Origin of the sequence: Shewanella sp. SR43-4, assembly GCF_014163845.1 — a bacterium.
Classification (GTDB): domain Bacteria; phylum Pseudomonadota; class Gammaproteobacteria; order Enterobacterales; family Shewanellaceae; genus Shewanella; species Shewanella vesiculosa.
Genome location: NZ_JACJEB010000008.1, coordinates 211,511 through 227,283, shown reverse-complemented (window position 1 = coordinate 227,283; position 15,773 = coordinate 211,511). Strand labels below are relative to the sequence as shown.

Annotated in this window: 15 protein-coding genes; 4 read left to right on the top strand and 11 right to left on the bottom strand. The window is 41.7% G+C overall.

All coding sequences use genetic code 11. The features are described 5' to 3' along the window. Positions 1-6: 6 nt before the first annotated feature. The 5 genes from uppS to rpsB form a co-directional block, all read right to left on the bottom strand. Positions 7-831, bottom strand: coding sequence for a polyprenyl diphosphate synthase (gene uppS / locus H5123_RS11540; protein ID WP_124016990.1), 825 nt, complete (start codon positions 829-831; stop codon positions 7-9). Positions 832-912: 81 nt separating this feature from the next. Then, complete coding sequence (frr, locus tag H5123_RS11535) at positions 913-1,455, bottom strand: ribosome recycling factor (protein WP_220487623.1); 543 nt, start codon at positions 1,453-1,455, stop codon at positions 913-915. 134 nt (positions 1,456-1,589) lie between these two features. Beyond that, complete coding sequence (gene pyrH / locus H5123_RS11530; protein WP_124016988.1) at positions 1,590-2,327, bottom strand: UMP kinase; 738 nt, start codon at positions 2,325-2,327, stop codon at positions 1,590-1,592. A gap of 68 nt (positions 2,328-2,395) precedes the next feature. Then, positions 2,396-3,247 (bottom strand): translation elongation factor Ts, encoded by an 852-nt coding sequence (gene tsf, locus H5123_RS11525; protein ID WP_124016987.1) that lies wholly within the window; start codon positions 3,245-3,247, stop codon positions 2,396-2,398. A gap of 117 nt (positions 3,248-3,364) precedes the next feature. After that, a complete protein-coding gene (gene rpsB / locus H5123_RS11520) occupies positions 3,365-4,093 on the bottom strand; it encodes a 30S ribosomal protein S2 (RefSeq protein WP_124016986.1) in 729 nt (242 codons plus the stop codon). A gap of 350 nt (positions 4,094-4,443) precedes the next feature. On the opposite strand from rpsB, the gene map reads away from it, so the two are divergent. The 3 genes from map to dapD are packed head-to-tail and all read left to right on the top strand — an operon-like array spanning position 4,444 to position 8,716. Further along, entirely contained in the window at positions 4,444-5,241 is a 798-nt protein-coding gene (map, locus tag H5123_RS11515) for a type I methionyl aminopeptidase (RefSeq protein ID WP_124016985.1), read from the top strand. A 23-nt stretch (positions 5,242-5,264) separates the two neighbouring features. Further along, positions 5,265-7,838 carry a bifunctional uridylyltransferase/uridylyl-removing protein GlnD gene (gene glnD, locus H5123_RS11510; RefSeq protein WP_182698047.1) on the top strand — a complete coding sequence of 858 codons (2,574 nt, stop codon included), beginning with the start codon at positions 5,265-5,267 and terminating at the stop codon, positions 7,836-7,838. A 53-nt stretch (positions 7,839-7,891) separates the two neighbouring features. Continuing rightward, on the top strand, positions 7,892-8,716 hold the full coding sequence (dapD, locus tag H5123_RS11505; protein WP_124016983.1) for a 2,3,4,5-tetrahydropyridine-2,6-dicarboxylate N-succinyltransferase: 825 nt from the start codon (positions 7,892-7,894) through the stop codon (positions 8,714-8,716). Between the two features lie 167 nt (positions 8,717-8,883). On the opposite strand, the gene H5123_RS11500 is transcribed toward dapD, so the two are convergent. The 4 genes from H5123_RS11500 to H5123_RS11485 form a co-directional block, all read right to left on the bottom strand. After that, positions 8,884-10,782 (bottom strand): HD domain-containing phosphohydrolase, encoded by a 1,899-nt coding sequence (locus H5123_RS11500; protein WP_182698046.1) that lies wholly within the window; start codon positions 10,780-10,782, stop codon positions 8,884-8,886. Between the two features lie 362 nt (positions 10,783-11,144). Next, positions 11,145-12,017: a formyltetrahydrofolate deformylase gene (purU, locus tag H5123_RS11495; RefSeq protein WP_182698045.1), complete on the bottom strand. Its 873-nt coding sequence runs from the start codon at positions 12,015-12,017 to the stop codon at positions 11,145-11,147. A 176-nt stretch (positions 12,018-12,193) separates the two neighbouring features. Then, a complete protein-coding gene (locus tag H5123_RS11490) occupies positions 12,194-13,672 on the bottom strand; it encodes a PTS transporter subunit EIIC (protein WP_182698044.1) in 1,479 nt (492 codons plus the stop codon). Continuing rightward, positions 13,624-14,088, bottom strand: a complete 465-nt coding sequence (locus H5123_RS11485) for a flavodoxin (RefSeq protein WP_182698043.1) — start codon at positions 14,086-14,088, stop codon at positions 13,624-13,626. The genes H5123_RS11490 and H5123_RS11485 overlap by 49 nt, the downstream gene beginning before the upstream one ends. A 171-nt stretch (positions 14,089-14,259) precedes the next feature. Between H5123_RS11485 and H5123_RS11480 the strand changes: the two genes are divergently transcribed. Next, positions 14,260-14,421, top strand: coding sequence for a hypothetical protein (locus tag H5123_RS11480; protein ID WP_165870116.1), 162 nt, complete (start codon positions 14,260-14,262; stop codon positions 14,419-14,421). Positions 14,422-14,438: 17 nt separating this feature from the next. Here H5123_RS11480 and truC read toward each other — a convergent pair whose 3' ends face one another. Together truC and H5123_RS11470 are read right to left on the bottom strand one after the other, a co-directional pair. After that, the gene (truC, locus tag H5123_RS11475) at positions 14,439-15,239 is read right to left on the bottom strand and encodes a tRNA pseudouridine(65) synthase TruC (RefSeq protein WP_371697199.1); all 801 of its coding nucleotides are present in this window, start codon (positions 15,237-15,239) and stop codon (positions 14,439-14,441) included. Positions 15,240-15,409: 170 nt separating this feature from the next. Further along, a complete protein-coding gene (locus H5123_RS11470) occupies positions 15,410-15,772 on the bottom strand; it encodes a YqcC family protein (protein WP_124016978.1) in 363 nt (120 codons plus the stop codon). Between the last annotated feature and the right edge of the window lies 1 nt (position 15,773).

Below are 15,773 nucleotides of genomic sequence, written 5' to 3'. Positions count from 1 at the left end.
TAATATTTATATTGCGCGTATCTCTTCAATTTGACTCCCGGTCAAACCAAAACGGCGCTGCCGACTGGCAAAAATGGCAATAGCATCGCGAAATGCTCGCTCATCAAAATCAGGCCATAAGGTGTCAGTAAACACCAATTCGGCATAAGCGGCCTGCCATAAAACAAAATTACTAATGCGGTAATCACCGCCAGTACGGATCATTAAATCAACTTCGCTCTGATTTTGCATGCACAAATGTTCATTTAAGGCCTCTTCGGTCATCTGACTGCTGCTGATTTCACCACTTTCCACTTTTTCGGCTAATTTCTGTGCAGCTTGTAAGATATCCCAACGGCCACCATAGTTCGCCGCCACATTTAATATCAATCCAGTATTGTTTGTGGTTTTCTCTTGGGCTGCGGCAATTTGTTTCTGCAAACGAGTCGAGAAGCGACTCGTATCACCAATAATATTGAGCCTAACTTGGTTTTTGTCGAGCAATTTTAATTCACGATGTAACACGGTAAAAAACAGTTCCATCAACAAACTGACTTCTTTATCTGGTCGGCGCCAATTTTCACTGGAGAAGGCAAACAAGGTTAATGATTCAATACCCAGTTGACTTGCTGTGCTAACTGCACGGCGCACCGCTTTAACACCTGCTTTGTGACCAAAAACCCGAGCTTTACCCTGCAGTTGCGCCCAGCGGCCATTACCATCCATAATAATCGCAACATGCTTGGGCAGAGATTGTTTTACTACATCAGATAATTGTCCCGGCAAAACTTGCGAAGTCATATGCTCCGAATCGGCTTTAGGGTCTGATCCAAACTCAACTGTAGACGACATCTACGACAATCCTTTATAAAAACAAACGCCGTGTAGTATACCCTTACACGGCGTGTTAACTCTAGCGTCTAAATTGACAGATTATACTTCCATCAACTCTTTTTCTTTCGCTGCTAAGATCTGATCAATATTTTTGATTGATGCATCAGTATGCTTTTGCACCTCATCTTCACTACGACGGACATCATCTTCTGTGCATTCTTTGGCTTTTTCAAGCTTCTTAACTTCACTAATAGCATCACGACGAACGTTGCGAATTGCAATTCGGCCGTTTTCAGCTTCGTTACGAACCACTTTGATGAAGTCTTTACGACGTTCTTCAGTTAACGAAGGTAATGGAATACGCAAAGTAGCACCCGCTGTCATTGGGTTTAAGCCCAAGTCAGAGCTCATAATAGCTTTCTCTACCGCTTGAACCATAGTTCTATCGAACACACTAACCGTTAAGGTACGAGAATCTTCTACGCCTACGTTTGCCACTTGCTTAAGCGGTGACATAGAGCCGTAACAAGACACTTGGATAGAATCTAATAAACTTGGGTGTGCGCGACCGGTGCGAACTTTCGCCATTTGATTTTTAGTCGCATCTACACATTTACCCATGCGCTCTTGCGCATCTAACATAATAGTATCAATCACAATAGTTTCCTTTTTGTCACAAATTCACGTGTGTTTGAGCATTAGCCTAAGAATGACACATGCAATAAAACCGCTCAAACAGTTAAATGATATAATGTAAATATTTTCTGTGTCTGTGATTAAGCAGATTGTTTACTGCTAATAATCGTACCTTCTCTCTCACCCATAATCACGCGGCGAAGTGCTCCTGGCTTATTCATATTGAATACCAGAATAGGCATATTATGATCACGAGCCATAGTAAATGCAGCAAGATCCATTACTTTAAATTCTGATTCAAGAACTTCAGCATAACTAAGTGCGTCATATTTAACCGCTTCAGGATCTTTCATTGGGTCAGCAGAGTATACACCATCGACTTTAGTGCCTTTTAATACCACTTCAGCTTCAATCTCAATACCACGTAAACAGGCTGCAGAATCAGTTGTACAAAAAGGATTACCCGTACCCGCAGCAAAAATCACTACTCGGCCAGACTTTAATAAACTAATTGCTTCTGTCCAGGTGTAATCATCACACACACCTTTAAGCGGGATAGCAGACATAAGACGAGCATTAACATATGCACGGTGCAAGGCATCACGCATGGCTAAGCCATTCATTACGGTTGCTAACATACCCATGTGATCGCCCACCACGCGGTTCATACCAGCTTTTGCTAAGCCTTCACCACGAAACAGATTACCACCACCAATAACCACGCCAACTTGGATACCAAGTTCAACAAGCTCTTTCACTTCTTGAGCCATACGATCAAGTACTTTAGGGTCAATGCCGAAGCCTTCTTCACCCATTAATGCTTCACCGCTTAATTTAAGCAGAATGCGTCTAAACGCTGGTTTTGGATTGGTGCTCATAATTTTCATCCTGATCATAACAAAACCGCAGCGGTTGCTGCGGTCTTAGGGTATTTAGATAAAAGCGATTACGCTTTTTTAGTAGCAGCAATTTGCGCAGCTACTTCAGCAGCAAAATCTTCTGCCTTCTTCTCGATACCTTCACCAACTTCTAAACGTACGAAGTTAGTTACTGTTGCGCCTTTAGATTTCAGTACTTCGCCAACAGTTTTCTTTGGTTCCATGATGAAAGCTTGACCAGTAAGAGAGATCTCACCAGTGAACTTCTTCATACGACCAACAACCATCTTCTCAGCGATATCAGCAGGCTTGCCTTCATTCATCGCGATTTCGATTTGAAGTGCTTGCTCTCTTTCTACAAGTTCAGCAGGAACATCTTCAGGGTTGACGAAATCTGGCTTAGAAGCAGCAACATGCATTGCGATGTGCTTCAATGTTTCTTCATCAGCTTCACCGGCTACAACAACACCAATGCGCTCACCGTGGCGGTAAGAAGCTAGGTTTGCACCGTCGATGTACTCAACGCGACGAACGTTGATGTTTTCGCCGATTTTAGTCACTAGAGCAACACGAGTTTCTTCAAACTGTGTTTTTAACTCTTCAATAGTCACTTTAGATGCAGCAGCAACGTCTAACACTGCATTAGCAAATGCTAAGAAGTTTGAATCTTTTGCAACGAAGTCAGTTTGGCAGTTAACTTCTAATAGTGCAGCGAAACCTTCGCCATTCTTGATTAGAATTGTACCGTCAGCAGCGATGTTACCTGCTTTTTTAGCAGCCTTCGCAGCGCCGCTTTTACGCATGTTATCAATCGCTAGTTCGATGTCACCGTCAGTTTCAGTCAGTGCATTCTTACAGTCCATCATGCCAGCGCCAGTGCGGTCACGAAGTTCTTTAACTTGGGCAGCAGTAATCGCCATTGTTAAATCCTCTAATTTAATTCGTCTAATATTGCATTTATAAAACAGGGGCCAATAGGCCCCTGTTCACCAATTATCTTATTGGCAAATAAGGGGGATGCTAAGCATCACGCCTTATTAAACAGCTTCTACGAAACCGTCTTGCTCTGCTTGAACAGCTAAATCTTGACCACGGCCAGCGTTAGCAGCTGCAGCAACAGAAGAAGTGTACAAACGGATAGCACGCATAGCGTCATCGTTACCAGGAACGATATAGTTAACACCGTCTGGTGCAGAGTTGGTATCAACAACTGCAACAACTGGGATACCTAGGTTGTTAGCTTCTTTAATAGCAATATGCTCATGGTCAGCACCGATAACGAATAATACGTCAGGTAAACCGCCCATGTTTTTAATTCCGCCTAAAGACTTTTCTAATTTGTCTAATTCGCGTGAACGCATTAACGCTTCTTTCTTAGTTAACTTGTCGAAAGTACCGTCTACAGACTGGCTTTCTAGCTCTTTAAGACGCTTGATTGACTGACGAACAGTTTTCCAGTTGGTTAACATGCCGCCTAACCAACGGTGATCAACATAATACTGATCACAAGAAAGTGCAGATGCTTTGATGGCTTCGCCAGCAGCGCGCTTAGTACCTACGAATAATACTTTACCTTTCTTAGAAGCAATGTTGCTAATGAAAGCTAGAGCTTCGTTGAACATTGGTACTGTATGCTCAAGGTTAATGATGTGTACACCATTACGAGCACCGAAGATGAAAGGCTTCATCTTTGGGTTCCAGTAACGAGTTTGGTGACCGAAGTGAACACCAGCTTGTAGCATTTCGCGCATTGTAACAGTAGTCATTGTATATACCTTAATGTAAGGGGTTAGACCTCCACGCATCCCATGTTTTCGACTTTCTAACTTCCGTTAAGAATGAGAAAGCACCCCGAAAAATGTGTCGATACGTGTGTGATTTAGTATTTAAGTTAATTGCCATGTATAATAGCCGCCATATTTTACGATTTGCCGAACATGATGTACATCTCGCTTAAAAAGCGTCGATTGACATTATATTTACTCGAACCGTACAACAACGAACTTACACATAACGGCGCGCTTTATACCATAAACGGCAAGTAAATACAAATTTTTGCCGTAAAATCCTTGGATAAAACATGCCTATTTTGACCGTCAAAAGATAGAGAGTTTTCATGAGTATAGTGATCAAAAATGCAGACGAAATAGAAAAAATGCGCGCAGCGGGTAAATTAGCAGCGCAAGTCTTAGAAATAGTCGCTCCATATGTTAAGGCTGGAGTCACCACAAATGAATTAAATGACATTTGTGCTAAATATACCGAAGAGCAAGGTGCTATCTCTGCACCACTGAATTATCACGGATTTCCAAAGTCTATTTGTACCTCGGTAAACGAAGTCGTCTGCCACGGTATTCCTTCTGACTATGTGTTAAAAGAAGGCGACATGATTAACCTCGATATTACGGTTATTAAAGACGGTTATCATGGTGATACCTCTAAAATGTTTCTGATTGGTGAAGTGTCAGCAAAAGACAAACGTTTAAGTCGCATTGCCCAAGAAAGCTTATATTTAGCCATTCGCAAAGTGCGCCCTGGGTTAAAATTAGGCGAAATTGGCACGACTATCGAAAAATTCATCAAAACAAGCAAAACAGGGCTTGATAAGTATTCCATCGTGCAAGATTATTGTGGTCATGGTATTGGCACTGGATTCCACGAAGAGCCTCAAGTTGTTCATTATAAAAATAATGATAAAACCGTGCTAAGACCAGGGATGTGCTTTACGATTGAACCGATGATCAATGCAGGTCGTCATACCACCGTATTGAATAAAAGTGATAATTGGACCGTCACCACCTCAGATAGTAAAAATTCGGCACAGTGGGAACACACGCTTTTAGTGACCCAAACAGGTGTAGAGGTGTTAACTTTGCGTGAAGAAGAAGACTTTCCTCGTATTATTAATCACTAAAAATTAAAAGAGTAAGGACATCAATGAATACTGCGCTGGCCGCCAAAAACACATTAATTGACCTAAACCAGCGCTTAGTTGAGCAGTACACTGCAAAACACCCAATTGCTGATATTGTTAAACACCGTAGTCAATTTGTTGATGCTTTACTCATACAAACTTGGCAAGATTTTGGCCTCAATAATGGCCACATTGCCTTGGTTGCTGTTGGCGGTTATGGTCGCGGCGAGCTGCACCCTCATTCAGACGTAGACTTACTGTTTTTGGTCGACGATGAACCATTATCGCCAGAAACTGAAACTCTGCTGAGTCAATTTATTACCTACCTTTGGGATACAGGGCTTGAAATAGGCCACAGTGTTCGCACCATAGCGCAAACCATTGAACAAGGTAAGTCAGACATCACCATTGCCACGAATCTGATTGAAGCCAGATTACTTACCGGCAGTGAATTTCTGTTTGACGTATTATATGACGCCATTCGTCAACAAGACTTTTGGCCCTCATATGACTTTTATAACGCCAAAAAAGACGAACAATCGGCACGCCACAGCAAAGCCAGTGCCTTTGATTTAGAACCTAACATCAAAACCTGCCCTGGCGGATTACGCGATATTCAGACCATAGCCTGGGTCGCGATGCGCCACTTTGACGCAGCGACATTAGAAGAACTGGTCGAATACGACTTTTTGTCACCGGCAGAGTTAGCCGAACTCATTGAGTGCCAAAATTTTCTGTGGGAAATTCGCTTTGCCCTGCACATCACAGCTAATCGCAACGAAAACCGCCTACTCTTCGACTTGCAACGCCAAATAGCCAGTTTATTAGGTTACGAAGATGCCACTCAATTAGCTGTTGAGCAAATGATGAAACGCTATTATCGCACGGTGCGCCGCGTGATGGAGCTCAATCAAATGCTGTTGCAATTGTTTAAGCGCGCGACTTTGGGCCATACAAAAGCGCTTGAGATACAGCCTATTAGCGATGTTTACCAACGTCGCGGGCGTTACATCGAAGTATTGAATGATGATTTATTTAGTCTCCACAACGAAGAGATATTACGCTTATTTCTGTTGGTGGCTAAAAACTCTAATATTCAAGAAATCTACGCGCCCACTCTCAGGTTATTACGCAATGCCCGTAGAGCCTTAACGACACCGTTACAAGAAAACCCTGCCTGTCGCAAAGTGTTTATGGAGATCTTAAAACATCCTCGCGGCATAGCGGCATTTTCATTAATGCATCGACACGGCATTTTATCGTCTTACCTACCTGCTTGGCGCAAAATTGAAGGCCAGATGCAGTTTGATTTATTTCATGCCTATACCGTTGATGAACACACCCACAGATTACTGCTCAATATTGAACGTTTTTCACAAGCAGAACAAAAAGATGAATTCCCACTGGGTGCCATCTTAATTAATCAATTGCCGAAAAAAGGCTTATTGGTGCTCGGGGCCATTTTTCATGATATCGCCAAAGGCCGCGGCGGTGATCACAGTAAACTGGGCTCCAAAGATGCAATCGATTTTTGCAAATTGCATGGCATGAATGATCACGACGGACGTTTAGTGGCATGGTTAGTTGAAAATCATCTAGTAATGTCGATCACTGCGCAACGAAGAGATATTTCAGATCCAGAGGTCATAGCACTGTTTGCTGAAAAAGTACGCGATGCCGCACATTTAAGTTATTTATACTGCCTTACCGTTGCCGACATTTGCGCCACCAATGAAAAAACGTGGAATAATTGGAAAGGATCATTGCTGCGGGATTTGTATTTTGCCACCCAACGGGTATTAGCTCGGGGTAAAGAAAAACCTATCGACGTAAAAGCGCGAGTCCAAGAGATCCAAGCCAAAGCGAAAAAAGAACTGATCCGCCGCGGATTGAAAGAAAAAGATATGGATACGCTGTGGTCACGGTTTAAGTCGGAGTATTTTTTACGTCATCAACCAACCCAAGTTGCTTGGCATGCAGAAGCGATTTTAAAACATCATCACGATGATCCATTAGTGTTAATGTCAAAACATACTACTCGTGGTGGCACTGAACTGTTCGTCTACAGTAAAGATAAACCAAAACTTTTTGCTACTGTAATGACCGTTTTAGACAATAAAAACATTAATGTTCATGACGCCAACATCATGACATCAAAAGATAATTATGCACTCGACACCTTTGTTATTTTAGAACAAGATGGCGAACCTATTGTGCAATTATCTCGCATTCAAAGTATCCGCAAGGCGCTCGAAAAAGCCCTAGCCAGTGAAAACCCTAAATTACCAAAATTTAGAAAATTAGCGCGGATCATGAAACCTTTTAATGTTGCGACTCATGTGAGTTTCTTACCCAGTGCCCGTCATGGTACAAGTATGATGGAATTAATTACCTTAGATACGCCAGGTCTGCTGGCCAAAGTCGGTGATACCTTTTATCGTTGTAACGTTACACTGTTAGCGGCAAAAATTACCACTATCGGTGAACGTGCAGAAGACTTCTTTATTTTACAAAACCAAAATGCGACAGCCCTAGATGAGCAACAGCAGCAACAATTATCTGATGCGCTTACACTGGCGCTAAAATCATCTAACTAATTTTTTTAACCTTAATTTTTACGCTACTAATCATTTAATACCGGGAGAAAACAATGGAGGCTTTACGCCAACGCATTGAAGCAGCATTCGAAACACGTCAAGACATCTCACCTTCAAGTGTTGAACCTAGTGTTCGCGCCGATGTGGAGACAGTGATCAGTATGCTCGATAAAGGCCAAGCACGTGTTGCAGAGAAAATTGATGGCGAATGGCATGTGCATCAATGGCTTAAAAAAGCGGTGCTACTGTCTTTCCGCATTTTTGATAATGGCGTGATTGAAGGTGGCGACACTAAGTATTTCGACAAAGTCCCACAAAAATTTGCCGATTATGATCAAGCTCGTTTTCAAGCTGAAGGTATTCGCGTTGTGCCACCAGCCACCGTTCGTAAAGGGTCATTTATCGGTAAAAATACCGTATTAATGCCATCTTACGTTAACTTAGGTGCCTATGTTGATGAAGGCACTATGGTTGATACATGGGCAACGGTAGGTTCGTGTGCGCAGATAGGTAAGAACGTTCATCTATCAGGTGGTGTGGGTATTGGTGGCGTATTAGAGCCATTACAAGCCGGACCAACCATTATTGAAGATAACTGCTTTATTGGTGCTCGCAGCGAAATCGTTGAGGGTGTGGTGGTTGAAGAAGGCAGTGTGATTTCAATGGGCGTTTACATTGGCCAAAGCACACGGATTTTCGACCGTGAAACCGGTGAAGTACATTATGGTCGAGTGCCAGCAGGTTCGGTTGTAGTATCAGGTAATTTACCATCAGCTTGCGGCACATACAGTTTATATGCAGCCATTATTGTTAAAAAAGTCGATGCTAAAACCCGTGGTAAAGTGGGTATTAATGAACTATTACGTATTGTTGATTAATCTTGCTCAACAGCGATAAATAGATAAAAGGCTCCTAGGAGCCTTTTTTATGGCGTTGATAATATTTACTGAACAAATTCACTTAACCAGTCAAATTGACAGAAAGCATCGACTCTCATCAATAACCTAGATGAATTAAATCTGTAATAAGTTAATGCATCGGCGTATTAGGCGTTAACCAATAATGCATTAGCTAATATTTTCCAGGTGAGCATACCGATAACCTGATGCTTGTCATTGTGAACAATCAAATAGTTTGCATTGGTTGTTTCCATCATGAGTTTGGCATCATTCAAAATCGTACTGTCAGATATCATATCGACCTTATGCATCATTACCTGATGCACACGCTTATTAAGCAGGCTTCTATCCACTGCGCGCTCTGCCGCGGTATCTAAAAAAGGGCTGTGCCAAAATGCCAAGGTATTGTTATCGATGACACCAATGGGCGTACGATGTTGTTCTGACAGTACCACAGCCACATCCATTTTAGCCTTTTTCATCATCGCTTCTGCATGCTCAAGAGTATGGTACTCCTCAAGAAATACAACCGGAGCTAATAGCAAACCGCTCACGACTCCCGCGTCTTTAAAGTCTTTACTCGCTAAAATATCCAAGCATGCATCAACAACAACCTCATCGTATATTTTACCTCTGCCCTTTAGTAAATCTTGGGTTAGCACTGCCATGCCAAGGGCGGGGCGATAAGGTCGATGGCTAAGTATTGATTCGGCAACGTCGGCTACGGCAATGATCTTAGCCTCAAGTATAATATCATCAGCTTTTAATCCTTTAGGGTAACCAGAGCCATCTAAACGTTCATGATGCTGGAGGATCATTTGTTTGATCGGCCATGGGAAATCGACTTCACTAACAATCAGCGCCCCTTGCTCGGGATGCTGTTTAACCAAGCCAAATTCAGCATCACTCAGTTTTGATGTTTTAGACAGGATCTGACTAGGGATGGCCAATTTACCAATATCATGGATCAATGAGCCCAGTTTAAGTCCTTCTAAACGATCTGGAGGTAAACTCATTTTCTCACCAATAAGATAACTTAATTGTGCCACTGACTTTTGATGCCCTGCGGTGTAAGCATCTTTAAGCTCTAGCGCCTCGGAAATAGCCCCTATAAGTTGGACTAAAATCGAGGTCATCTTTTCTTTTTGGATTTTAATGATGCTCGACTGCCGAGAGACGGCCTTCATGGTGCGAGGTAATTCGATACAGTGCCATAAAATTGTAGCAAAAATACTCAAGGATTTTGCATCAACTTGGGTATAGGTGGTGTCCCGATTACCCACCCCAATAATACCGACTAATTTTTTGCGATAATGAATAGGGACGCATAAATGGTTTTTAAAGGCAAAAAAGCCATCTTCTTGGGTGTTATTTTTAGACAACACAGTTAAATCATTATGAATAACGGGTTTGCCAGAACGAATAGTTTCGGCCCAAATACCAGAATTGGCTTTGTACTCTTGGCCCTTGGAGAGTGTAAAATAATCAGCTACCGCTTCATTCCACGCAGTGCTAACGATTTGATTCTTTTTTTCATCAAATTTGTGTAAGTAACCCACTTTAGAATGGGTTAACGACAAGCCTTGGTTTATCGCAGTGGTAAATACCAAATCAGGACGAGCATTAATGACTTCTTCTATTTGATTAAGCCAATCATCACTTGAAAGTATCGCTTGATGATAATCAGGATGGAGCTGTGACAACCACGCTTTGTCTAACTCGATTACAATCACCGTTATACACCAATGCTGATCACTTTCTTCTATAGGAGTCATGGTAGCTTGAAGTGCATTGCCTTTATCATCAACAAAATTGATAACATGATCGATATGGCGATTGTTAAAATCGATGTTGTCTAATGTAAGAGCGGAAAAGGCATGCGAAAGCGGTTGTTTTAAAATAGCCGCTATAGGTTTATTGACTAATTTATACAATGGCTCACTCAGCTTAATTAATTCAAGCCTGTCATTAAAAATACCCCAACACAGTTTGGCTGTTTTAGGCAATTCAGATGGTTTTAAGAATAAGTCAGCTTTGTGTAGCATGGTGGGCCCTATTTAATATTTTCAATCGGCATAGGAAGTGGTTTAACTTAGCGAGGTCGAGGATTTCAATATGTCTCCCTAAAATTGACCTTACGCTATGACGCATATTGTTTAAATAGCGTATCGCCCTTCAACACCAAATAGATACAATAGCGACAGGAATTACGACAGCATACCATTGATAATATCAAACAATCCTAACGATTATCTTTGACTAGTTCAAAGCGTGTTACTCGCTTAAACTGAATAACTGCAACATCCATATTCCGCTCTGTAAGACCAACACTCAAGTAAGGCTACACAGTTTATGTAACGCCTTACTTGGGCGCTTTTTTGTAGTATATGACCGATAAATAACGACGTTAAAAGACTACCGTTTTATTACCGTACACCACAACTTGTTCATTTAATACTAATTGTAGCGCTTTGCTTAATACGCTTTTTTCAACATCACGACCGTTATGTGCTAACTCTTCAGCACTGTAACTATGATCAACTGAAATCACATCTTGTTTGATAATCGGCCCTTCATCTAAAAGATTATTCACAAAGTGTGCTGTTGCACCAATAATTTTGACGCCGCGATCCCAAGCCTGCTTGTACGGAGATGCTCCAATAAAAGCCGGCAAAAATGAATGATGAATGTTAATAATCTTATCTGGAAATGCTGACACAAATTCAGGCGTTAACACTCGCATATATTTAGCCAACACTAAAAAGTCAGTCTCATAAGGCTGAATTACCGCCAACATCGCCTGCTCATGTTCCTGACGATTTAACCCTTCGTGGCTAACATAATGAAATGGAATATCAAATTTTTCAGTCAACGGCTGCAGCACATCATAATTCCCCACTACAGCAGCAATCTCAACGTCTAAGCCGCCGTAATAGGATTTCATCAAAATATCACCTAAACAATGGGCTTCTTTTGTCACCATGATAACAATACGTTTTTTACCCATATCGACCAATTTCATCCGATTCTGGGTAGGCAATACCGCGCGTAACTCACTTAATAGCCGTTCATCATCAAACTGACCTTCAAGTTCTGCGCGCATAAAAAAGCGCCCTTGTGTGTGGTCTACAAATTCGGTGTTTTTAATAATGTTTAATTGATGAGCGAAACATACACTGGTAATTTTGGCAATCAAGCCTTGGGCATCGGCACAATCGGTTATCAGCACTTTTCGCTGTAAAACAGGTGGGTTATTAATGGTATGATCTTGTTGGCTCACGCGTACAACTCCTCTTTAAAGACTGTTCAACAGTGTGCCATTTAAAAAGATTTTTGGGTGAGGTTTTTAGTGATAAATTTTCATAAAATGAAAATTATCTCCTTTTAATCCCATGTTCTAAAAAATGGCCGCCAAATTAAGCCAAAATGCAACACAACTACATATAACGGCTATCATTAGCGTCGAGAATCTAAATATTTTTGCAGTAATTTACGCAGTGTTTCCGCCTTAGTCCCATAGACAACTTGAACACCTTTACCCATTACCACCACGCCTTTAGCGCCCAAGCGCATCAGTCTGGCTTTATCAATTAAATGCGCTTGGTTAACACTAATACGTAAGCGGGTTAAACAAGCGTTAATTTCAACTATATTATCGCGCCCACCTAATGCCGAAATCATCGCTCTTAAGCTCTCTTTGGGTTTTGCGGGTATATCGCTTTGTTCTATTCGCCCTGGGGTTTTTAAGTTAAATGCTAAAATGCTGGCCCTAAAAATAGCGTAATAGATCACAGCTGTGAGCGGACCTAATACCACAATCCAATGCGTATTGGCAGAGCGAGAAAACAATAACGTAAAATCCACCAATCCATGAGAAAACACAATACTGTGATGAATGTCGAGCAAAATGCACACGCTATAGGCAATACCAGTGAGTAATGCATGGACAATAAATAAGATAGGCGCAACAAACATAAAGGCAAATTCAATCGGCTCTGTCACCCCAGTTAGCCAGCTGGCCGTGGCAGCGGATAACATAATACCTGCCACTCTATTGCGCTCAGCTTTATCAGCACAACGCCAGATAGCTAATGCGGCGGCAGGTAAGCCCCACATTTTTATCAAATAGCCGCCAGCGAGATTTCCTGCTAATGGGTCACCAGCGAGATAGCGAGCCACCTCACCTCGCACTACTGTACCTTGGTTAATGTATTGGCCTATTTCAAGATAAAATGGCGCATTCCAAATATGATGTAACCCAAGCGGAATTAATAAACGTTCAACCGTACCATAGACCCCAAAAGCAATAGCAGGATCTTGATACACGGACCAATCAGAAAGATGTTCGATAACACGAGATAACGGTGGCCATACATGGATTAAAAGATAAGCCAACGCCATAGAGAGAGGAATAACAATGATGGGCGCACTGCGGCGACCTTCAAAAAATGAAAAAATAGCTGGTAATTTAACATGATGACTAATGTTTACCGCTAAACAAGTGATCGCACCAACTAACATACCGCCAGCGATGCCAGTATCAATGGTTTGCATCCCCCACAATGGCCGCGAAACCAGGCCATAAATATCTGTGAGGGCCCCCATGGTAGATAAAAACACACCAAAACCAAAGACTGCAGAAAAAGCAGCAATACCTTGATCACGGCAAAATCCAATGGCTACTGCGACGCTAAACAACAATGGCATCATGGTAAACACTAAGTTACCGACTGCAGACAAGACAGTATTTAATTCTGTTGGGATAAATGGCAGCGGATTAAACGTTAACCCTAACATCACCCCAGCAGCAGGTAAAATAGCAATTGGAATCAGCAGAGCTTGACTAAGACGCTGGGCAAATTTAAACCATTGTTGCGTAATAAAACTTACGCTACGTTTACCGATATAACGGTGCTGTGCCAAGTGGCTATCCATGTTTTAGCTTCTATTTCGGGTTCCATCGTTTCACAGGCATCGATCTCTAACCGTTCAGTCAGGGGTTTTGCACCTAATTCAGTAAATAATTCATCAAATTGTTTTATCGCACCACAATAGGTTTCGTAGCTTGAATCACCTAAGCCAATAAGGCTGTATTGCAATGAGGGCAGATACGGTGCATTGGATTTAAGTTCATTAAACCAAGGCGCAATATCTTCAGGTAAATCACCTTGTCCAGTTGTGGACGATACGACTATTAGTAGCTCATTCTGTGGTGGCACAAAACCTAATAATTCATTAGGTTGCCAAAGTTTAGCGGTAAAACCTAATTTTGCAATCTCCTTAGCCACTGTTTCAGCAGTAAATTGTGCACTACCATAAACGGTACCAAAAACAATATTGACCATTTTCATGGTATACTTTCCCCTTAAATTAAATACTATGTAAAATACCTTGAGTGTTAATGACTTACCTTACTGTATTCTTTTAGTCTCTCGCAAGTGTCTTTATGCTGCTAAGGTTAAATCAATAGGGTCAAAGCGGGTTGGCTCAAAGTGAAATAACGCCACAATGGAATCTAGACCATGCGACAAGTGAGCCGAAAGCGAAAACTCAAACTCCAGCATAAATCTGCCCACATACGCCGTAATTACTATTTTCATATTGAACAACAAAATCATAAGCTTATTCCCCCTATTGCTGAGTTCGAAAAGCTCAAAAAAGCGATTGCCGATCACATAGAATAAATCAGCGTCTTAGGGTGTTAACTAAGTAACATACTTGGCATAGATGATAATTGATCATCATCCCAGCCAAATGCAGCGAAAATATCTAGCCATTCTGCTTCTAACTCAGTTTCTATATGCATCGGTTGCTGTGTCACCGGATGGGTAAACTGCAAACTTTTTGCTATCAACCATAAACGATTAATACCGAAATGCTCACGAAAAAACTTATTTTGTTTACCATCACCATGGGTAGTATCACCAATGATGGGATGACGTAAATGCGCCATATGACGGCGTAATTGATGCTTACGCCCAGTATGAGGACTTAATCTTACTAATCCGAAACGGCTAGAAGGATAACGACCTGAGCTAAAGGGGATTTCAGCATTCAATAGTGGTTGGTAATCCGTTACCGCTTGTTGTGCTGCTTTATTGGGATCGACATGCTTGTCTCCCAAATCATCAAATTCTTGTTTCAAGGCATAATCTAACCTGCCAGACTCGTGCATATTGCCACGAATAATGGCTAAGTATTGCTTCTTAATACTGTGATCGGCAAATTGGTCACATAATGCCCGAGCCACCTCACTCGATTTAGCAAACAGCAATACGCCAGATGTCGGACGGTCTAAGCGGTGCACTGGAAACACATGACAACCCACTAAATCACGGGTCATCTGCATCGCAAAAAAACGCTCTCTTCGAGCTAAATAACTGCGATGGACTAATAAACCTGCGGGTTTATGTATTGCAACAATATGCTCGTCTTCAAATAATATCTCGACATGAGGAGGCTGTACGTCGTCTAAGTCAGTGTCTTCAGCACTATAATTCATGTCATCAGAGCTTATTTGCCCAAATAAATCATCATTATCCAATGAGTATTCAGCATCGTTATCTTTTGTCATCTTTATCACTTTACTTATTTTGTATTGGGCTAGGCCTATTGGGTCAAGCTTTGTTGGCATAGGGTATAGGATTAATGTGGCTGACGTTTATTGTTCGCTTAACGCTGGCTGAGCAATATATCAAATTGCCGTAACTGGGCAATCATCACCTCACCATGGGGCTTACTTTGCCATACGTGCTCAGCCATAGGGGCTAACGCCATATTGCTTGGCAAAGGATGTCGTTGTACAACAAGCTCGGTCATCTTTGGAATAAAAATAAACTGCAACCATTGCTCAAATGCCATTACATCACAGCAAAATGGTGCCGTACTGGTCATTGCTGATACAGGAGGTAAAATATCAGACCACAGCTGAAACTCCTTAAGCAATTGTTCTAATTTAATTAAATGATTTTGGCTGGTTAAATAAAGCATAAAAGTGAACGACAACATCAAGGCTAAGTCGGAATATGATATCATT